General features: G+C 60.7%; 19 protein-coding genes, 1 tRNA gene and 1 pseudogene. 9 read left to right on the forward strand and 12 right to left on the reverse strand.

Annotation, left to right across the window (positions count from 1 at the left end):
- Positions 1-60: 60 nt before the first annotated feature.
- From gltB to pyk, 3 genes and pseudogenes are all read left to right on the forward strand, one after another.
- Positions 61-4,675, forward strand: a pseudogene (gene gltB / locus LDP01_RS01075) (glutamate synthase large subunit).
- Positions 4,668-6,125: a glutamate synthase subunit beta gene (gltD, locus tag LDP01_RS01080; protein WP_224089680.1), complete on the forward strand. Its 1,458-nt coding sequence runs from the start codon at positions 4,668-4,670 to the stop codon at positions 6,123-6,125. The pseudogene gltB and the gene gltD overlap by 8 nt, the downstream one beginning before the upstream one ends.
- 55 nt (positions 6,126-6,180) lie before the next feature.
- Positions 6,181-7,671 carry a pyruvate kinase gene (gene pyk, locus LDP01_RS01085; protein ID WP_224089682.1) on the forward strand — a complete coding sequence of 497 codons (1,491 nt, stop codon included), beginning with the start codon at positions 6,181-6,183 and terminating at the stop codon, positions 7,669-7,671.
- 137 nt (positions 7,672-7,808) lie between these two features.
- Here pyk and LDP01_RS01090 read toward each other — a convergent pair whose 3' ends face one another.
- Complete coding sequence (locus LDP01_RS01090; RefSeq protein ID WP_216923235.1) at positions 7,809-8,414, reverse strand: ANTAR domain-containing response regulator; 606 nt, start codon at positions 8,412-8,414, stop codon at positions 7,809-7,811.
- 198 nt (positions 8,415-8,612) lie between these two features.
- On the opposite strand from LDP01_RS01090, the gene LDP01_RS01095 reads away from it, so the two are divergent.
- The 5 genes from LDP01_RS01095 (at position 8,613) to LDP01_RS01115 (ending at position 11,193) form a co-directional block, all read left to right on the forward strand.
- Positions 8,613-8,694 (forward strand) — tRNA-Leu (locus tag LDP01_RS01095).
- A gap of 212 nt (positions 8,695-8,906) precedes the next feature.
- Positions 8,907-9,401, forward strand: coding sequence for a hypothetical protein (locus LDP01_RS01100; protein ID WP_224089684.1), 495 nt, complete (start codon positions 8,907-8,909; stop codon positions 9,399-9,401).
- Between the two features lie 235 nt (positions 9,402-9,636).
- Positions 9,637-9,810, forward strand: coding sequence for a hypothetical protein (locus tag LDP01_RS01105; RefSeq protein WP_224089686.1), 174 nt, complete (start codon positions 9,637-9,639; stop codon positions 9,808-9,810).
- Between the two features lie 108 nt (positions 9,811-9,918).
- Positions 9,919-11,037, forward strand: a complete 1,119-nt coding sequence (locus tag LDP01_RS01110) for a tyrosine-type recombinase/integrase (RefSeq protein WP_224089688.1) — start codon at positions 9,919-9,921, stop codon at positions 11,035-11,037.
- Positions 11,038-11,046: 9 nt separating this feature from the next.
- A complete protein-coding gene (locus LDP01_RS01115; protein ID WP_224089690.1) occupies positions 11,047-11,193 on the forward strand; it encodes a hypothetical protein in 147 nt (48 codons plus the stop codon).
- Between the two features lie 301 nt (positions 11,194-11,494).
- Here LDP01_RS01115 and LDP01_RS01120 read toward each other — a convergent pair whose 3' ends face one another.
- The 9 genes from LDP01_RS01120 to LDP01_RS01160 all read right to left on the reverse strand — a co-directional run bounded on the left by LDP01_RS01120 (position 11,495) and on the right by LDP01_RS01160 (position 17,542).
- Entirely contained in the window at positions 11,495-12,583 is a 1,089-nt protein-coding gene (locus LDP01_RS01120) for a hypothetical protein (RefSeq protein WP_224089692.1), read from the reverse strand.
- Positions 12,558-13,049, reverse strand: coding sequence for an SGNH/GDSL hydrolase family protein (locus LDP01_RS01125; RefSeq protein ID WP_224089693.1), 492 nt, complete (start codon positions 13,047-13,049; stop codon positions 12,558-12,560). Before LDP01_RS01125 ends, LDP01_RS01120 begins: the two co-directional genes overlap by 26 nt.
- Positions 13,046-13,468, reverse strand: a complete 423-nt coding sequence (locus LDP01_RS01130; protein ID WP_224089695.1) for a hypothetical protein — start codon at positions 13,466-13,468, stop codon at positions 13,046-13,048. Before LDP01_RS01130 ends, LDP01_RS01125 begins: the two co-directional genes overlap by 4 nt.
- A gap of 21 nt (positions 13,469-13,489) precedes the next feature.
- Complete coding sequence (locus LDP01_RS01135; RefSeq protein ID WP_224089697.1) at positions 13,490-13,756, reverse strand: hypothetical protein; 267 nt, start codon at positions 13,754-13,756, stop codon at positions 13,490-13,492.
- Positions 13,756-14,613 carry a M23 family metallopeptidase gene (locus LDP01_RS01140; RefSeq protein WP_224089699.1) on the reverse strand — a complete coding sequence of 286 codons (858 nt, stop codon included), beginning with the start codon at positions 14,611-14,613 and terminating at the stop codon, positions 13,756-13,758. Before LDP01_RS01140 ends, LDP01_RS01135 begins: the two co-directional genes overlap by 1 nt.
- Positions 14,614-14,615: 2 nt before the next feature.
- Positions 14,616-14,936, reverse strand: coding sequence for a hypothetical protein (locus tag LDP01_RS01145; protein WP_224089700.1), 321 nt, complete (start codon positions 14,934-14,936; stop codon positions 14,616-14,618).
- A 44-nt stretch (positions 14,937-14,980) separates the two neighbouring features.
- Positions 14,981-16,852, reverse strand: a complete 1,872-nt coding sequence (locus tag LDP01_RS01150; RefSeq protein ID WP_224089701.1) for a hypothetical protein — start codon at positions 16,850-16,852, stop codon at positions 14,981-14,983.
- Positions 16,852-17,316: a hypothetical protein gene (locus LDP01_RS01155; RefSeq protein WP_224089702.1), complete on the reverse strand. Its 465-nt coding sequence runs from the start codon at positions 17,314-17,316 to the stop codon at positions 16,852-16,854. The genes LDP01_RS01150 and LDP01_RS01155 overlap by 1 nt, the downstream gene beginning before the upstream one ends.
- Before the next feature lie 64 nt (positions 17,317-17,380).
- A complete protein-coding gene (locus LDP01_RS01160) occupies positions 17,381-17,542 on the reverse strand; it encodes a hypothetical protein (protein WP_224089703.1) in 162 nt (53 codons plus the stop codon).
- Between the two features lie 48 nt (positions 17,543-17,590).
- Here LDP01_RS01160 and LDP01_RS01165 point away from each other — a divergent pair, with 48 nt between their 5' ends.
- Positions 17,591-17,956 carry a hypothetical protein gene (locus tag LDP01_RS01165; protein WP_224089704.1) on the forward strand — a complete coding sequence of 122 codons (366 nt, stop codon included), beginning with the start codon at positions 17,591-17,593 and terminating at the stop codon, positions 17,954-17,956.
- On the opposite strand, the gene LDP01_RS01170 is transcribed toward LDP01_RS01165, so the two are convergent.
- Together LDP01_RS01170 and LDP01_RS01175 are read right to left on the reverse strand one after the other, a co-directional pair.
- Complete coding sequence (locus LDP01_RS01170) at positions 17,946-18,704, reverse strand: hypothetical protein (RefSeq protein ID WP_224089705.1); 759 nt, start codon at positions 18,702-18,704, stop codon at positions 17,946-17,948. The two genes, LDP01_RS01165 and LDP01_RS01170, sit on opposite strands and share 11 nt — an antisense overlap.
- A gap of 1 nt (position 18,705) precedes the next feature.
- A complete protein-coding gene (locus tag LDP01_RS01175; protein WP_224089706.1) occupies positions 18,706-19,785 on the reverse strand; it encodes a hypothetical protein in 1,080 nt (359 codons plus the stop codon).
- Between the last annotated feature and the right edge of the window lie 7 nt (positions 19,786-19,792).

The following is a 19,792-nucleotide window of genomic DNA, read 5'->3' on the forward strand; positions in this document are numbered from 1 at the left end:
TGCAAGGTGGGGCCAACGTTGTCCCTTCCATACGCACGATCACGAGGAAGGACGTCTCCCATGACCCATCTTCATAACCCCGGTTGGTCCGAAAATATCGAACCGCAGGGTGCCATGTCTCCATTCAAGCGCTTTGCTGCGCTTCCGGAGGGCCCGGGGTCTTTACAACCCGGACAAGGAGAAGGACGCCTGCGGCCTGGCAATTATTGCCACGCTCCGCGGGGAACCGGGATACGACATCGTGGAAGCGGCTCTGACTGCCCTCCGCAATCTCGAACACCGCGGCGCCGTGGGCGCCGATGAAGGTACGGGCGACGGTGCGGGCCTGCTGATGCAGGTTCCGGACGAGTTCTTCCGGGCCGTCACCGAATTCGAATTGCCCGCTCCGGGCCAGTACGTGGTGGGCACGGCCTTCCTTCCTGCTGAATCGCGCGAAGCAGCTACGGCCAAGGCCGGTATCGAAGCGCTGGCGGCGGACGAGGGCCTCACGGTCCTTGGCTGGCGCGAGGTTCCCGTGGTCGCAGACCTCGTGGGTGCCATGGCGCGTGCATGTATGCCGTACTTCTCGCAGCCCTTCTTTGCATCCGCTACCGGCGAGCAGCTTGAGCGCAACGAACTTGACTCCCGCGCCTGGCGGATCCGCAAGCGCGCCCAGAACAAGTACGGCGTCTACTTCCCGTCGCTGTCCTCGCGCACCATTGTGTACAAGGGCATGCTGACGACGGCACAGTTGGAGCCGTTCTACCCGGACCTGTCGGACAAGCGCTTCAAGACCAAGCTTGCCATCGTCCACTCACGCTTTTCCACGAACACCTTCCCGTCGTGGCCCCTGGCACAGCCCTTCCGGACCATCGCCCACAACGGCGAAATCAACACGGTCAAGGGCAACCGCAACTGGATGCGTGCACGCCAGTCGCAGCTGGCCAGCCCGCTGCTTGGCGACACCCCTGAAGAGCTTTACCCGATCTGCACCCCAGGTGCCTCGGACTCTGCCTCCTTCGATGAAGTAGCCGAGCTCCTTTGGCTCTCCGGCCGGCCGATCACGCACTCGATCATGATGATGATCCCTGAGGCGTGGGAGAACCATGCCACCATGGATCCTGCACGCCGCGCCTTCTACGAGTACCACTCGCTGCTCATGGAGCCGTGGGACGGTCCCGCCGCCGTGTCCTTCACTGATGGCAACCTCGTTGGCGCAACGCTGGACCGCAATGGCCTGCGCCCGGGACGCTACTGGATCACTGAAGACGGCTTGATCGTCTTTGCCTCGGAAGTGGGCGTCATCGAGGTCGAGCCTTCCAACGTGGTCAAGAAGGGTCGCGTTGCCCCGGGCAAGATGTTCCTGGTTGACACCGAAGCCGGCCGCATCATCGACGACGCCGAGGTCAAGGCCGAGGTCGCAGCAGCCAACCCGTGGGCCGAATGGCTCAAGGACAACCTGATCGACATCAACGAGCTCCCCGAGCGTGAGCACGTACGCCACACCGCTGCATCGGTGAACATCCGCCAGCGGACCTTCGGCTACACCACCGAAGAACTGAAGATTCTGCTCGGCCCCATGGCCCGTACAGGCGCCGAGCCCTTGGGCGCCATGGGTTCCGATACTCCGGTTGCCGTGCTGTCCAAGCGTCCGCGCCTGCTGTTTGACTACTTCGTGCAGTCCTTCGCCCAGGTCACCAACCCGCCGCTGGACGCCATCCGCGAAGAGCTGGTGACGTCACTTAAGTGCGCCATCGGCCCCAACGGCAACCTCTTGGATGGCAAGCAGGTCCGCCAACCGCAGATCTCCCTGCCGTTCCCCGTGATCAACAACGATCAACTGGCAAAGATCTCGAACATCGAAAACGCCGACGGCGACCGCATCGCCATGAAGGTACGCGGCCTTTACCGCCCGGAGGGTGGGGAAGCGGCACTGCGTGCCCGCCTGACGGAGATCTGTGAGCAGGTTTCCGGCGCGATCAACCGTGGCGTGCAGTACGTTGTGTTGTCCGACCGTGACTCGAACGCGCAATGGGCACCCATTCCGTCGCTCCTGTTGGTCAGCGCCGTCCACCACCACTTGCTCCGCAGTGCGAACCGCACCAAGACGGCACTCGTGGTTGAGGCCGGCGACGTCCGCGAGACGCACCATGTTGCCGTGCTCATTGGCTATGGCGCATCGGCAGTCAACCCCTACCTCGCCATGGAATCGGTTGAACAGCTGATCTCCAACGGCGACGTCGAGGGCGTGACTCCGGAAGACGGCGTTTACAACCTCATCAAGGGCCTCGGCAAGGGTGTCCTGAAGATCATGTCCAAGATGGGCATCTCCACTGTTGCTTCGTACACCGGCGCCCAGACTTTCGAGGCGCTGGGCCTTTCGCAGGAACTCGTTGACGAATTCTTCTCGGGTACGCACTCCCAACTGGGTGGCGTGGGCCTTGACGTTATTGCTGCGGAAGTTTCGGCACGGCACCAGATGGCGTACCCCGAGGGCGGCATCGAGCACCCGCACCGTCCGCTCCTGGGTGGCGGCGAGTACCAGTGGCGCCGTGACGGTGAACCGCACCTCTTCAACCCGGAGACCGTGTTCCGCCTGCAGCACGCTACCCGTGAGCGTCGCTACGACATCTTCAAGGCCTACACCAAGGGCGTTGACGATCAGTCCGAGAACCTGATGACCCTGCGTGGGTTGCTCAAGTTCAAGAGCGACGTCCGTCCGGCCGTGCCGCTGGAGGAAGTGGAGCCCGTCTCCAGCATCGTCAAGCGTTTCTCTACCGGCGCCATGAGCTACGGCTCCATCTCCAAGGAAGCCCACGAGACCCTCGCCATCGCCATGAACCGGTTGGGCGCCAAGTCCAATACCGGTGAAGGTGGCGAGGACGTTGACCGTCTGTTGGATCCGGAGCGCCGCTCTGCCATCAAGCAGATCGCTTCCGGCCGCTTCGGTGTCACCAGCCTGTACCTGACCAACGCCGACGACATCCAAATCAAGATGGCCCAGGGCGCCAAGCCCGGCGAGGGTGGCCAGTTGATGGCCCAGAAGGTCTACCCGTGGGTGGCCCGGACGCGCCACTCGACGCCCGGCGTCGGGCTCATTTCCCCGCCCCCGCACCACGACATCTACTCGATCGAAGACCTCGCGCAGCTCATCTACGATGCCAAGCGCGCCAACCCTTCGGCCCGTGTACATGTGAAGCTGGTTTCGGAAGTCGGGATCGGCACGGTGGCCTCCGGCGTGACCAAGGCGAAGGCCGACGTCGTGCTTGTTTCAGGGCACGACGGCGGTACCGGCGCCTCGCCGCTGAACTCGCTCAAGCACGCGGGTGTGCCGTGGGAACTCGGCCTGGCCGAGACCCAGCAGACCCTCATGCTCAACGGACTCCGCGACCGCGTTGTTGTCCAGGTTGACGGCCAGCTCAAGACCGGCCGTGACGTGGTCATCGCCGCCCTCCTGGGTGGCGAAGAGTTCGGTTTCGCAACGGCTCCGCTGGTTGTCTCGGGCTGCATCATGATGCGCGTCTGCCACTTGGACACCTGCCCCGTTGGTGTTGCTACCCAGAACCCGGAACTGCGTTCGCGGTTCAACGGCAAGCCCGAATTCGTGGTCAACTTCTTCGAGTTCCTCGCAGAAGAAGTCCGCGAAATCCTGGCCGAGCTTGGCTTCCGCAGCCTCGAAGAGGCGATCGGCCACGCCGAGGTACTGGACACCCGCGAAGCGATCGACCACTGGAAGGCCGAAGGCCTGGACCTGGACCCGATCCTGCACGGTCTTGAGTTTGACGACGACGTGCCGCTGCGCAACATGACAACCCAGAACCACGAACTGGACAAGCACTTCGACCAGCGGCTCATCACCATGGCCGCCGAAGCGCTCAGCGACCGCATGCCCGTCAAGATCACCCTGGACGTCATCAACACGGACCGTTCCGTGGGCACGATGCTCGGCCACGTAGTGACCAAGACGTTCGGTACCGACGTGCTGGCGACGGACACGATCGACATCACGCTCAACGGCACGGCCGGCCAGTCACTTGGCGCATTCCTGCCTGCCGGCATCACGCTGCGCATGTATGGAGACTCCAACGACTACGTTGGCAAGGGCCTCTCCGGTGGACGCATCATCGTCCGCCCGGACCGCACCAACGTGTTCCAGGCAGAGCGAAACGTCATTGCCGGCAACGTCATCGGCTACGGCGCAACGAGCGGCGAGATGTTCCTGCGTGGCCAGGTCGGTGAACGCTTCCTCGTGCGCAACTCCGGCGCGACCGCCGTCGTCGAAGGTATTGGCGATCACGGATGCGAGTACATGACCGGTGGCCAAACACTGATCATTGGCCGCACCGGGCGCAACTTCGGTGCAGGCATGTCCGGTGGTACCGCTTACGTGCTGGACCTGCAGCATGAGCGCGTCAACAAGGATGCGCTGGACTCCGGCGAACTTCAGCTCCTGGAGCTGGACGCCGAGGACCGCGACATCGTCCATGGCCTGCTCACCAAGCACGCCGAGGAAACCGAATCCGTCCTGGCCGGCCGTCTGCTCGAGAACTTCGACGACACCGCCGCCCGCATCACCAAAGTACTGCCGCGCGACTACGCCGCAGTCCTGCAAACCCGTCTCGACGCCATCGAAGAGGGCCTTGACCCCGACGGCGAAGAAGTATGGTCTCGAATCCTGGAGGTAACCGGTGGCTGATCCACGCGGATTTCTGAAAGTCCGGCAGCGCGAAACGCAGCCACGCCGTCCCGTTCCGGTCCGCATCATGGACTGGAAGGAAGTGTACGAAGCACAGGAAAAGGGCGTCCTGAAGAGCCAGGCCGGCCGCTGCATGGACTGTGGCGTACCGTTCTGCCACCAGGGCTGCCCGCTGGGCAACCTCATTCCTGAGTGGAACGACCTCGTCTGGCGGGACAAGGGTGAGGAAGCGATCGAACGCCTCCACGCCACGAACAACTTCCCGGAGTTCACCGGCCGTCTGTGCCCGGCACCCTGCGAAGCGTCCTGCGTGCTCGGTATCAACCAGCCCGCCGTGACCATCAAACAGGTTGAGGTTTCCATCATTGATGAAGCCTTCGACAACGACTGGGTCCACCCCCTTCCGCCGACGCGCCTCACGGGCAAGACGGTTGCCGTGGTGGGTTCCGGTCCTGCAGGTCTCGCAGTTGCCCAGCAGCTGACGCGTGTTGGCCACACTGTTGCCGTGTACGAGCGTGACGACAAGATCGGCGGCTTGCTCCGCTACGGCATCCCCGACTTCAAAATGGAGAAGGAACAGGTTGACCGCCGCCTGGAGCAGATGAAGGCCGAAGGCACCCGCTTCCGCACCGGCGTCGCAGTCGGTACGGACGTGACCTGGGAACAGCTGCGCCGCCGTTACGACGCCGTTGTGATCGCCACCGGTGCAACGGTTCCGCGCGACCTGCCCATTCCGGGCCGTGACCTTGAAGGTGTTCACTTCGCCATGGACTACCTGGTTCCTTCCAACCGCGTAGTGGCGGGGGAGAGCCCGGAGAATCACATCGACGCCCGTGGCAAGCACGTGGTCATTCTTGGTGGTGGCGACACCGGCGCGGACTGCATCGGTACAGCGCACCGTCACCAGGCGGCTTCAGTTACGACGCTCGCGATCGGCAAGCAGCCGCCTCTTGAGCGTGCCGGGCACCAGCCGTGGCCGACGTTCCCCACACTCTTCGAGGTCGCCAGCGCCCACGAAGAAGGTGGCGAACGTACCTACCTGGCCTCCACCGTGGAGTTTGTTGGCGAGAATGGCAAGCTCACCGGGGTCAAGGTTGCCGAGACGGAGTTCGTGGATGGCAAGCGCCTCCCGAAGGCGGGGACCGAGCGGATCATTCCCGCTGACCTCGTCTTCCTGAGCCTCGGCTTCACCGGTGCTGAGCCGTCCGGTATCACCGAGCAGGTCAGTGCAGAATTCGACGGTCGGGGCAACGTAGCCCGCGACGGCTACTACATGACGAACACCGAGGGTGTGTTTGTTGCCGGTGACGCCGGACGTGGCCAGTCCCTGATTGTGTGGGCCATTGCCGAAGGCCGTGCATGCGCGGCGGCAGTGGACAAGTTCCTCATGGGAAGCACAATCCTTCCGGCACCGGTCGCCCCCACTGACCGGGCAATCGCGGTCTTATAACGCCGGTAGGAATGATCTTTAACTCAACCAGCAGCACACTACTTAGGGTAGGTATATGAGACGCGCGAAAATTGTGGCAACTTTCGGCCCGGCAATCTCCAGCTACGACAACACTCTCGCAGTGCTGGAAGCCGGCGTTGACGTTGCCCGCATGAACATGAGCCACGGCGACTACTCCGTGCACGACAACACCTATGAGAATGTCCGCAAGGCTGCGGCGCAACTGCACAAGCCCGTGGCTATCATGGCTGACCTCCAAGGTCCCAAGATCCGCCTTGGCCGCTTTGTCGACGGCCCGCACGAGCTTGCCGTTGGCGACACGTTCACCATCACCACTGAAGACGTCCCCGGCACCAAGGACATCTGCTCCACCACGCTGAAGAGCCTCACCGAAGACGTCAACGTGGGCGACGCCCTGCTGATCGACGACGGCAAGGTTGCCCTTCGCGCCATCGAGGTTGACGACGTCAAGGTCGTCGCCACCGTTACGGTCGGTGGCAAGGTGTCCAACAACAAGGGCATCAACCTGCCCGGTGTTGCCGTCAACGTCCCCGCACTGAGCGAAAAGGACGAGGACGACCTCCGTTGGGCCCTCAAGCGCGGCGTGGACATGGTAGCCCTCTCCTTCGTTCGGGATGCCTCTGACATCAAGCGTGTCCACGAGATCATGGACGAAGAAGGTCGCCGCGTTCCGGTGATCGCCAAGATCGAAAAGCCCCAGGCCGTGGACCAGCTCCACGAAATCATCGATGCGTTCGACGCCATCATGGTTGCCCGTGGCGACCTCGGCGTTGAGCTCCCGCTCGAAGAGGTGCCGATCGTCCAGAAGCGAGCCATTGAACTGGCACGCCGCTGGGCCAAGCCCGTCATCGTGGCAACGCAGGTCCTGGAATCCATGATCGACAACCCGCGTCCGACGCGCGCCGAGGCTTCTGACTGCGCCAACGCAGTTCTCGACGGCGCCGACGCAGTCATGCTGTCCGGCGAAACCTCAGTGGGTCAGTACCCCATCGAAACCGTCAAGGTCATGGCCCGGATCATCGAGTCCACCGAAGAACACGGCCTCGAGCGCGTCCCCCCGCTGGGCACCAAGCCCAAGACCCGTGGTGGCGCCATCACCCGTGCCGCCGTCGAAATCGCCGACCAGCTGGACGCAAAGTACATCTGTACTTTCACCCAGTCCGGTGACTCGGCACGCCGTTTGTCGCGTCTGCGCCCGGTCAAGCCGGTCTTCGCGTTCACGCCCGTTGAGCACGTGTGGAACCAGCTTGCCCTCACCTGGGGTATTCAGCCGGTTCTTGTGCCCTCCGTCGGCCACACCGACGAAATGACCGCACAGGTTGACCGTAGCCTCCTGGATATGAAGATCGTCGACGAAGGCGACCTCGTTGTCATCGCCGCCGGTTCCCCTCCCGGACAGGCCGGTTCCACGAACTCGCTGAAGGTCCACAAAGTGGGCGACCTCGCCGACACGTCCAAGGTTGACGCATCGCGCAAGGAACCTGTGGGTCCGTGGCCCGAAAAGAAGAGCAAGACAAGGGCATAGTCCCCTCGGTTTGAAAGCGGGCCCCGCCGTTTGGCGGGGCCCGCTTTGTTTTGTCTTGTTTCGACTCTTAAGCAGGCACGACGGCGGCCGGTCACCTTTCGCGTAGGTGACCGGCCGCCGTCGTTTGCTGCTTGGTGCTAGTTGACCTGGTTGATGATCGTTTCAGCAACCTCACGCATGCTCAGGCGACGGTCCATGGACGTCTTCTGAATCCAGCGGAAGGCCTCCGGCTCGGTGAGGCCCATCTTCGTAGTCAGGAGGCTCTTGGCACGCTCTACGAGCTTGCGCGTGGCGAACTGCTCCTGGAGGTCGGACACCTCGTTCTCGAGCGCCTTGATCTCCTCGTGGCGGGAAAGCGCGATCTCAATCGCCGGGATGAGGTCAGCCGGCGTAAACGGCTTCACAACGTAGGCCATGGCACCGGCGTCGCGGGCACGCTCCACGAGTTCCTTCTGGCTGAAAGCAGTCAACAGGACAACAGGGGCGATGCGGGCCTTGACGATCTTCTCTGCCGCCGAGATGCCATCCATCACGGGCATCTTCACATCCATGAGGACAAGGTCCGGCTTCAGCTCTTCGGCCAGCTGCACGGCCTTCTCGCCGTTGTCTGCCTCGCCGACGACGTCGTACCCTTCGCCCTTCAGGATCTCGATAATGTCCAAGCGGATGAGGGTCTCATCCTCGGCTACGACGACGCGTCGGGCCGGCTGGGCTGCGGGTGTGGACTCCGTCTGTTCGGTCACGGGATCTCCTTGAAAAGGTTCGGCGGGTTCATGTCCATCTTAGTGTGGACCGCTGCGGCACATGATTTTGTTGCACTCGGGTGCCCGGTTCTTTGATTTAGCCTATCTGCATGTAGAGTAGTTTCGCGTGCTGGGAAAGGATCGCGTTGCTCACAGGAATGAGGGCAGTCAGCGAGAATTAACTTCCCGGTAATCCGCGCCCGAGTGGCGGAATTGGCAGACGCGCCGCACTCAAAATGCGGTATCGAAAGGTGTGTGGGTTCGAGTCCCACCTCGGGCACATGATTAACCCCTAGAAATAGGGGTTTTTTCATGCCCTTGTTGACGTAAACCTCGCCTTTGTTGACGTAAAGCATTAAACTGGAACTGATCCACCAAAATAATCTGATCGGGGACAGACCTATGCCACGTACAAAATTGGACGCAAACAAGGGCACTTGGCCTAGCAGGGTTGACGCTGTTACTAACGACCCGGCCCGGATCGAGCAGCGCATGAGCATCGAACCCGACATGACAGTTCCCCGCAGTGGGGAGGGCGACTACGTACCTAAGCTCGCGCGGGGTGAGTATGTGATCCGGGCTCAAGACGTCGCCCAGCTTGAACACGAACGTCGCCACAGCGGGGTCTTGGGGATTCTTGAAGCTCACCCCGACTGGGCGCATGTTGGAGACGACAACATGGTGTTCTGCGTGGGCTGTGACTACGAGGAAGCGCCGGTGAGCTTGTCCGATGCACCACGGAAGTTCCGCGAACATCAAGCCCGCATGATCCCCTCTGGTCAAGCACTGGACATCGACGCAGAAGAACAACTCATCGAATGTCTTTTCCGCGGCTACAAGACTCTTGGATTCGACACGGACGGCGATAAGACCGGCATGGAAATGCTTGCTAGAGCAGGGCTGGGCGGTAACAACCTAGCCGAATTCATCCGGCTCATGGACCACTCTTTCGCTCAGGCACGCGAAGACATGGCCGGCGCCCGATGATTGGGTGGGCGCTGGTACTCGAGCTGGACGCGGCATGATCGACCGAGACGACTACATAACGCGCGGCCTGCTGTACCTCCTGGCGTGGTTCGCAACAACCCCGCTCGTGTTGCCCTTTCTGGGGGGTATGGGCCTTCGGGATGGCTGGGATGCCCATCGGGCTAGTCGCGTCCGTCGTACTTGGGCTGGGCGGCTACAAGCTTTACCTTGACTGGCAGGGCAGGAAGTACGGGGCATGAGTCTGATAAACATCATCACCGTTGCCCTCTCGGCAGTGTCATTAAGCCTCTCCGCGTGGGCCGTCATCTACAGCATTGGAACTATCCGGCTGAGCAACAGAACCATCGCGCGCAGCGAGGCGACCATTCAAGAGAGCATCAGGACCCGGCAGGCTTACGAGACGCCATGATGCGATGGGTTCGAGAGGCGCTAGCCCTCATCCGCGAGGATCGTAGGCTCACAAAAAGAAATCAACGCATACATCAAATCCCGCAGGAGCAAGAAATGAACGTCGCCCGTGGCTAGTATCCGTACCCGTAACCGTGTTGACGGCTCCGAATACCATCAAGTCTCATGGCGGGAGAACGGCAAGCAATGCGGGCGGTCGTTCGATGTCATGGCCGAAGCGGAAATGTTCAAAGCCGCGCTAGAGATGAACAACAACAACGAAGACATAGCAGACGCCATAGTCTTCGCCTACCTCAAAGGCGCCCGAACAGTCGGCGCCGTTGTCGCGGAACACATTGACCTTCTCGTCAAACCAACACCGCAAACCATCCGCAACTACCGGCACATGCTCGCGGAACACATCATGCCGCACCTCGGCGGGATCGCAGTCAAAGACCTGGACCTACGCCACCTCACCTCATGGGTTCGGTCCATGCAGGAAAAGAAGCTAGCGCCAAAGACAATCCGAAACGTGCACGGGCTCATCTCCGCTGCTATGGAAACTGCGATGCGGTTAGGTTACCGGCCTGACAACCCATGCCGCGGCGTCACCCTCCCAACAACGGAACACGCCGAAGACCACGAACAGTTCCTCACATGGGATGAATGGAACCTCATCTACAAACACCTGAACCCGCTCTACCAACCACTGGCCCTGTTCTTGGTGATGTCAGGGGCTAGGTTCGGTGAAGCAACAGCGGTTACGGTTGCTGACTTGAACGCAGCAGGGAAGCCGGCGACTGTCCGTATCAGTAAGTCGTGGAAGCGTGACGCGTCAAACGGGTATTATGTGGGCGCCCCTAAGACCCGTTCATCCAAGCGAACGGTGTCACTGCCACCCACCTGTGTTCAAGCCCTCATCCCGGCCATTGAAGGGCAGCGAGGCGACACTCTACTGTTCCGCACGAAGACAGGTGGCAGGATCGCGCAACGCTACCTGTGGGACGCCTGGACCGCCGCCGTTGAGGACGCCCGCAAAGAAGACCCACGCTTCACAAAGACCCCACGCATCCACGACCTACGGCACACGTCCGCGTCATGGGGGCTCCAAGGGGGGCTTAGTTTGTACGAGGTGGCCCGCCGTCTGGGTCACGCCTCAACAGCGACCACAGAGCGCGTCTACGCACACCTAATGCACGAAGGCATGGCGAAGGGTGCAGACGTTATGGGCAAGATGCTCGAAGGGTAACCTTACGGGGTGGAAGTTACGCTAACGGTTGAGGATAGTGAGGGCGGTATCGGTTACGTGTCCGCTGTGGGTGCTGACTATGAGGACGCGTACGAGAAAGCGTTGGTGCTGGTCCCGGAGGACTGCAAGCCCATCGTCATCCGGACGGACGCTTAACGCACGAAATGCCCCCACCCGATGATGGATGAGGGCGTTTATTGTCCCGCTGGTATTCTTGCCCGATGACTGACACGCATGGGGGCATGCAGCGCGAGATGGCGCCAGAAGAAATCCAGAGACGTGCGGTAGAGCGCGAACACGCTGATGATATGGCGTTTGGTTACTGCGAATTGTGCGGTTACTCGTATCACGTTGAACCGTTTGTTCTACACGCTTGCTCCAACTAACGACGAAATGCCCCCACCCCTATGAAGGGTGGGGGCATTGTTACGCAAGGCACGCCGGCATGCTGGTATGCCTAACTGATCTTTCGGAACTGCACTTCCGCGAACTCCGCGTAACCAGATGAGTTGTCGAACAGCTCGAAGCTAACCCGTGCTGTTGCTGCGTTTGCTGGGATAGTGATTTGGTGGTGGGCAAGCCCCCAACCGTTGACCATTCGGTCGCGGGCAACGACCACGCTGCCCAGCAGGACGCTGGACGCGTCACGGAAGCGGATCACGAACATACCCTCAGCTAGTCCTGACGTGCGGATCAGCACCGAGGCTGTCCACACTTCACCTGGAACCACTGAAACGGCGTAGTAGTCGTTGGGTGCGGTTCCCGTTCCGGACTCGTTGGGCATGAGTCGGAAGATGTTACCCTTCACTCCGGTTTCTGTCGTGAGGACAGGGCCGATGGTCTTGACAGAGCTTCCACCAATGGTGAGCCCTACGGGGTAGGGGGAAGTGTCGATGCCTGACATGTCAGCCCCGGCTACCAACGATCCATCATCGACAAATGAGGTCGTGGTGTTTAGGGAGATGAATGTGAGGAACTTCCACGTCGAGTCTCCAGGGGCCTTGCGGTAGACTCGGTACCCGCGTGAGCCGCTGACAGTCGTGTTGGTGATGGTGATCTTGCCAGTTCCACCCAGTGTCACCTGACGTTCGGCTGACGGCAGCGATTCGCCCCAGTACGTGCGGGAAGTGTACTTGTAGGAGTAGGTGCCTGCGGGAAGGGTGCCGCTTGCTGTGTCTGCGGTGCCGGCTGTCAGGTTCGGTGCTGCCTGCGGGGCGGTCGCCGTCAGCATGCCGTTAGCGAGCCCGTCAGCGCCGTTCATCGTGGCACGCCGGATGTTGGGCGGCCCAGCTTTGGGCTCGACAGAGTTCCACCCAAATTTGCCGATGGTGGCGTACGCTACGGCGCCGACCGTATTTGGGTGAAGGCTGTCCGTTGACCAACCAGCAGGCCACCCGCCCGTGACTGGATCCGCCAAGGAGTCCCAGCCAATGATCTGAACCTTGTTGGTGTTCGCCCAATCATAAAGAGCAGTGTTCCATGTGCGAGTGGTGGCGCCGCGCCCTGCCACGTCGGTGGCGTCAGTGGGCCATATCGCGCCAATCACAAGGTCTGCGTTGATGGCTTTGCACTTGTCGTAGTAGGCCCTGCACGTTCGCAAGCCACGACGCCATTGTGTACCCCTGGCCGATGTCATTAGTCCCAATGGTCAGCAGCACAACATCAGGATTCTGGGGCGCGACATAGGTATCAAAACGGGCAAGAACCTGATCCGACCGGTAACCGGCTACGGCAGCGTTGAAGACGAACCGGATCCTGCCCATGGACTGGCGTGCCATTTCGGAGGTCCAAGAACGGGACCTGTCTTGGTTGCCCAGTACAGTTGAGAACCCATTGATGGTGATGGAGTCCCCATCGAACACCCATCGGGGACCGTATACGGCGCGACGGGCTTGCGCGTAGCTGGCATTGAGAGCCGCGCCTTGGAGGCGTACGGGGAGGTTGATATCGGCGGCTTTGACCGCCGCGGGCAGGGTGAAATCATCGCCTACCGAAACAAGTCGCTGGGTCAAGGTGTTACTCCGATCAAATAAAACCCAGGATGGTCCGGGTCAGGGGTGACAGCGCCAGCAGCGACCGTATTCAACGGTGCCAGCCACGCCGGATTAGGCGAAGGCGCAGGGGTCAACGTGTCAGGGTCAATCTCAACAAGATCCGTGTACTCCACCGTGGCCACGTCAGGAACAGCGAAAGCGCGCTGCTTCGCCGGAACCCCATCGAAATACTCGGTGACATACCAAACCCACGCGGGCGTTGAAGGCTCAACCTCAACGTCGGCGGCGCCAGCGACGAGTGACACGGCGAACTCCACCGGGAGAACCACCGCGCCACCCTCCACACGCCGCGCTGTTGGCTGCCACAACAAACCCCCACGAGCAGCCACAAGACCAGCCACCCCTGGAACTTGCGCCCGTATCTGAACAATGGTCACAGGGTGCCTCCTAAGCTGGGGTTAGTTGGTTTGCTTAGGCTCAGCACCAAGACCAAGCTTCGTTAGCCACTCATTCACGAACGGGTTAGCCATGAGCCGGGTAATAGCACCGGCAACAGTCAATGCCGTGAGCCCTGCACCTGTTGCGGCTTCGGGGCTCTGGTTCGTGACAGCGGTGTACAGCAAGGGAGCAGCAACCGCAGCGCCACCAATGAAGGCGATTACCGTTCGGAGTGTTGCTCGCCATGGGTACTTGGTCTGAGTCGTCCCAGCAACATGGTCAGCCATTACGCATCCCCCTTGGACAGCTCGACCAGCAACGCCTTTGCGAGGTCCGGGGCGAGTGCCTTAGCAATCGCCGCAGCATCAGCCTGCACGTCACCACCTGGGGCCGTTTCGAGCTTCCCGCCGATGGTTGCGAGCTGCGTACGCACAGCGGTGAAGCTGTCATAAACCATGTCCTTGAGAGGCTTACCTTCGGGCATCGCAGTGCCGCCAACAAAGTCATGCTCGAACAGCCCCTTGAAGACTTCGCTGACAGTCTTTCCGCCGTCGTAGGCGGGGGAGTTAAGCAGAGCGTGTACTACTTCTGCGGAGGTGGGCATGTCGTCTTCTTCCGTGTTAATGATTTCGCCGGCTGGTCCGATGGAGGCTGAGCCTGCTTCGTCGTCCCAGTAATCGGTCATGAACAGCCGCGGATTCACGCGACCGTAAGTGTTGGTGTTGAGGTTGAAGTTGTACGGCAGGCAACCAACATGACTATGCGGGCCGGTGCTTACGCCCGTGCCCCCGTCACTGTTGCCTGAGAGCGCGAAAACTTGTCCACGCCTAACCCGGTCGCCCGTCTTCACCCGCAGTTCCGAGTTGTGCCCGAACTCGAAGTACGGGGCCGTCTCGCCATCCATGTTGAGGATGACCATCTTGCCGCCGTACATGAGGTTCCAGCCCCAGTTGTCTGCGTAGGTGTCATCAAACTCGCCCGCGAACACCACCACACCATCACCGGGCGCGCGGACTGGGGTGCCGACAGGTACGGCCCAGTCGTCACCGTTGTGACCACCGGGCGGGTTCGGACCCCAGCCGGGGTTAGCGCCGAAGTCCTGAGACCTGCGGACGCTGCGGGGAAACGGGAACAGATAGCCCATGGCTAGACTCCAGGAGGGTTTACGTTGATGGTGGTTTGCGGGACCGGCGCGTTGATGTGATCTGTTAGGACCTTCTCAACACGGGTAACGGCGTCCTTCACTGAGGTGCCGTTGTTGAACTCGACCTCATGGCGGATCGTTTCCAGCACACCGTCTTGATGGTCGAGCCGTTCGAAGATCCCCGGAATTGCAGGCTGCCCGGTTTTCTTGTCCTCGGGCACGCCGATCACGCGGTCAATGAACCGGCCCCACTTGCGCAGGACCGGCCCAACCTTCCACACCGCAAGGAGCGCAAGAAAAAGGCCCCCGAGCCAGGGAGCCACCGAAATAAGATCAGATATCCACTGAGGCATCATGATGTCGTCCCCTACACTGGCCGGTACTCGACATTGCGGACCTCAACCGTCCCGCCAGACACGCGGGCGAGGCGGGTCCAGGCATAGTCATCAGCACTCAACGTCAGCGGGACGCAAGCATTGAGACGCAAAGTCACCCAGTCTGACGACGCAGGCAACGTGAAGTCCTTCTCGGCAGTCCACGCAGCCGAATCCAAATCCGAGGACTGATGCAACCGAACTACAGCGCCCGTCGTGGCGCGGACCTCAGCCTTAAGCTGCATCGTGCCGCCACGCATCCACCCGTAACGGAGCATGCTGTGAGACTGGGAAAGGTTGTTCGTGCCCGCCGTTGAAGCAACACCGCTGGAAACTGTCCAGCCCGTACCAAGCCATTTCGCCAAACCGCCAGCAAACGAGCCATCCCGGACCACCTGAGCCCAATTCAGTGTGCTCGAATCAGCACACAACAAACCAGACACGGTAAGGATCTCAATCGATCCCGCATCCCGGAGGTCAGCGAGGTGCTGCAACAAGTCCTTGAAGTCCGCTGATGTGGAGAAATCACCAACCCGGTCAAGGTTGTTCGGGTGAACCATGATGCACAGGCCCGCGGCATCCTCGATAGCCGCATCAATGTGGTCATACACTGCCGTCAGGTTCGCTGGCGTATCCACTGTGAAGTGGGTTAGCCCGTTGCGCGGCTTCCCGTCCAACTGCCGCAACAGCCCTGGCATGTAACCGGACATGACAGAGTGACCAGTGGACAAGAGCTTCCCGGCTGTGTGTTCGAAGAACAGTTCCGCCGCGTCAGCGGACGCGAACCCGTCATAGTTCGTCCCGCCAACCCCAGGCTGCATCCACTTGTTCACCTCAAGGGTTGGAAGTGAGGTTTTGAGTGTGGCGAGGCTGGTCACGATCTGTCCCGTGAGAGCGGACGTGCCAGAAGCGTCCTGATGATTGCCTCCGTGATGCCAAACCTCAAGACCCTGCTTGTGCGCCCAGTCCTTCACGGTGTCCCATGTGCCAAGGTTGGACAGGGCGATAAGATCGGTGGCAGTGAATGAACCCGAGCAGTGCGCCGAACTGGCTGGGATCCCAAGGTCAGACAACGTTACGTCCACACCAGAGTTGATCAGCCCGTTGATAGGGTCATCAAACCTGAGTGCGACAACCGCTTTCGGGTTCGTGCCGATCTTCCCGCCACGGCGCCGGCTGAACTCATCCCGCAAACCAGTCTGATTCAGGCCAAGCGGCTGAACCGTGGCCGAAACAGCATCAACGTCAGCTTTCGTGGCGATCTTCTGCCAACCAGACCACGTGTGCGTGCCAACCGTCGTGACAGTCCAGTTGCGGTACAAACCACCAACAGCCGTGCCCTGCGCCTCATACTCCACAAACCGGACACCCAGACCGACGTTGCTCATCGTGTGGTACGTCAGGTAGCCGGGGACAGCGACACCAGTGGGGAGGTTCGTAATCGCCGCCGCTGTCGTGGCGGACTCGATGGAGTACCGCCCGTCAGGGCGCGTCAGGTCAAGCGCGTCCGCACCCGAGTCCAGACGGCCCTGGTAGTCCGTGTCAATGCGCCGCCACGGCATGAACGTGTTAGAACCAACACTGTTCGTCTGAGTCGAGTAAACCCCGGCACGCGCACCAAACGAGTAGATCGTAATGGACTTAACACCAGACTTGTTCCGGAACTCAACATGCCCACCAACAGTGCCAAGCCACGTCGGCCAGTTGACCATGCCCGTTGCGTTCGCCACATAGTACAGCCCCTCATCCGCGAACGTAAACAAATCCGTCGAAGCGGGCAGGTTCCCAACAGACCAGCCCGGAGGGCCCGGAACGCCCTGCGGGCCGCGGAGGTTAGCGAGGTAAACCCATCCCCATGTAGCCATTAGAGCTGCCTCCATTCGTAAAGTTTCCCGGTATTCAGCGGGTCAGCATCGTTTAGCGGGTTCTGTTCGAGCCACATGGTGAATGGGCGCGGGTTTTCGGGGGCCGTGAGGGACACATAAACCATTCGGGTGTTTGTTGGGGGCTTCCCGAAAAGGTCACTGAACGAGCCGCCACCCGTCGGTACTTGCAACGCCCAGTCCGGGAAGTCAGCTCGCACGTAGTTGCCGCCCGCGTCTAGCCATTGGATGGAGAGCGTGTACCACGCGTCGTCCAGCATGTCCGTGGTGGACTGCAACGGGGCCGTGAACGAACCGTCAGACGCCGGCTGGACTGTGACAGGCTCGGTGGGGAGCATCACGCCAGACTTGGAATTTGGGGCGTTCAGCGTGAAATGAATTTCAGGGTATTTCCCAACAAGGTGCCCACCCCCAACCTCGGTTAGCGTGCCGGTCACGTTTGGCATGTCGCCTCCTGGGGCAAAAGAAAAGCCCCGGTGTGCGGGGCTGTGTACGTATGAAGAGTGAGGGTTACGCTTGCGGCTCTAGCTCGGCTCGCATTTCAGCGATGATGCGGTCCTTGACTTTGTTTTGAGCGTTCGCCGTAGCCAACGCCAACTGACAATCAGCCAACGCCTGCCGAAACTCGCCAACGATGCTGTCATGCATCAACTGGAAATCCTTGGCGTTCATGGGGCTCCCGGTGTATTAATTCAGCGGGCGAACCGCTACCATTCATTCATGAGGAAAATTGGGGGACTCATCGCCGTTGCGGCGTTGGCCCTTGCTGGATGCGCAGCACCAGAACCAACAGTGCAGACAACTCCGCAACCCACGGCAACCACCAAATGGGTCACCAAAGATGGCCAGCCGTTCGACATCACAACCGTCAAGTTCAACGACAGGGAAGTTCCGGCGTTCAAGGCTGCGGCAGCGGGGATACCTGCGTACTCGCATGAATCGGAAGCATCACTAGCCGCGATCGGGCATGACCTGTGCGAGCACTACGCCAGCGGGTTCACAACAGAAGACCTCCGCATATCAGGCGGCGAGTCACTAGCCACTATGGGAGAAGCAGCAAAGGCAACCGTCTGCGCTACGCGGTAGACCTGTAAACCCGGCCACCTTCACTGATGTACAAGTTTGCTGGCTCAGTCGTTGTGGGCAGGTTGTTCAAGAACGTGCCAGTCGAATTCACGATGATTGCGTTCAACCCAACACCCATGTCAGCTTGGCTCGTGCTGACGGTTACCGCCCCGCTGCCCTTGACGAGCTGCGCACCGTTAGGGGTAGCCGCAAGGTAGGACCCATTGGCGAACTTGAGGCTGCCGTCGAAGTAGCCTGGGTCAATCGTCACGTCACCCGCCACGATCTTGCCCGTGGTCACGTTCAGATCGTTCTTGAGCGTCGTCACGCCCTCAACAGACAGCGTGCTTGTCGTCTTCATCGGGCCGTTCACTGTGAAGTCGCCAGTCACAGTGGTGTCACCAGCGACGGTAGTGGTGCCATTCAAATCCGTGGGGCCGGTCTGCGTGAAGTGCCCCGCAGATGTGACATCACCTGTGATCGTGGTGGCGCCAGCAATATCAACAGGCCCGTTGAGGTTCACGTCACCAGTCGCAGTGAAAATGCCAGTCATAGTGATCGTGCCATCGGCGATAAGCTCGCCTGAGATGGTCGCGGAGCCTGTAACGTACAAGCCGCCGTTCTCGATAGTGATCGCGCCACCGTCATACACAGACATTCCGCTACGGCCAATCGCCATGTGGTTCTGATTCGTCGCATACCGCAGATCACGGATCGCGTCCCAAATCTCTCGCAGATCGCCCTGGGATAGGTCATGGATCTGGGTCACGTCAACCGCCTATCTCTTGGATTTGCAGGGTGATCCAGTCCCGGTCGAACGTGAACCCGATCAACCGCCACTCATGCCAATCGGCAGTCAAGAAATACAGGCCAGAAGTCTTCACCCGGCACGTTCCCCCAAGGATCAAATCCGCAGCCGTAACCGAACCATTCGCGCGGATCTTGAAACTCATCTGCTGCGTCGGATCGTTCGAGGCGTTCAAGTCCGCCGTGGCGCGCTGCTGCAACTGCCCACCATCCGGCATGCCCTGATAACTCTTGACTGCTTCAAGTGCCGGCCCTGTCCCCGTGAACGAATCATCGTCACGGACAATCATGTTTCGTTCAGAGCCCTCGCCCGTGGCGATGACCCGGTTAGCGACTTTCGAAGCGTCGGTTTTAAGGGTGAGGCCGAACACTTCTTTCTTCGCCGCTGTGGCGTCCCACTCCCACAAACCCTGGGTCAGAGCACCACACCGCATCACCCACCGGAACGTCTCGGTGCCGTTGTCCCACTGCGTATCAAAGTCAATATCAGGTCCGCCGTCAGCGTCCGTGATTTCTTTCAACGCCGCAGCGGTGCGCTGGAACTTGTACCCGTAGTAGGTGCGCGTCTCAGTGCCGGATACATCCGCGTTCATGATCAGCGGCAGGTCGTACCTTGCCGCTGGGTCGCCGGTCATGGCGTTGGCAACAAGCCGGAACGCGATAGTTGGGAGGGTCTTGCTTGTCAGGGTGAACGGCGCCGCTGATTGGGCGCCGTCACCCCTGACAGTCAGAACATGGCGGGACTCCCACAAAGACCAAATGTCTTGGTGGCGTACCGTAACAGTGCCGGCGTCAAGGTCCTCATCAACGCCGGTGATGAAGCCTGCGTACACGGCATTGCCATCCCACTCGGCGACGAGGATCCGTTCCCATGGCCTCAGCGTGTCAATGGTCAGAGGTGCCGCTGTCCGGGCGTCACGGACGTTGAACCGTGCCGTGCCGCCCTGCCCACTGTTCAGCGACCGGCCCCCGGTGAACTCTGACGGCTCCAACTCGACCTTACCGGCCCACGTGTCCGTACTGACGGAGAAGTATCTCCACACGGGGCCT

Source organism: Arthrobacter sp. StoSoilB13 (assembly GCF_019977255.1).
Classification (GTDB): domain Bacteria; phylum Actinomycetota; class Actinomycetes; order Actinomycetales; family Micrococcaceae; genus Arthrobacter.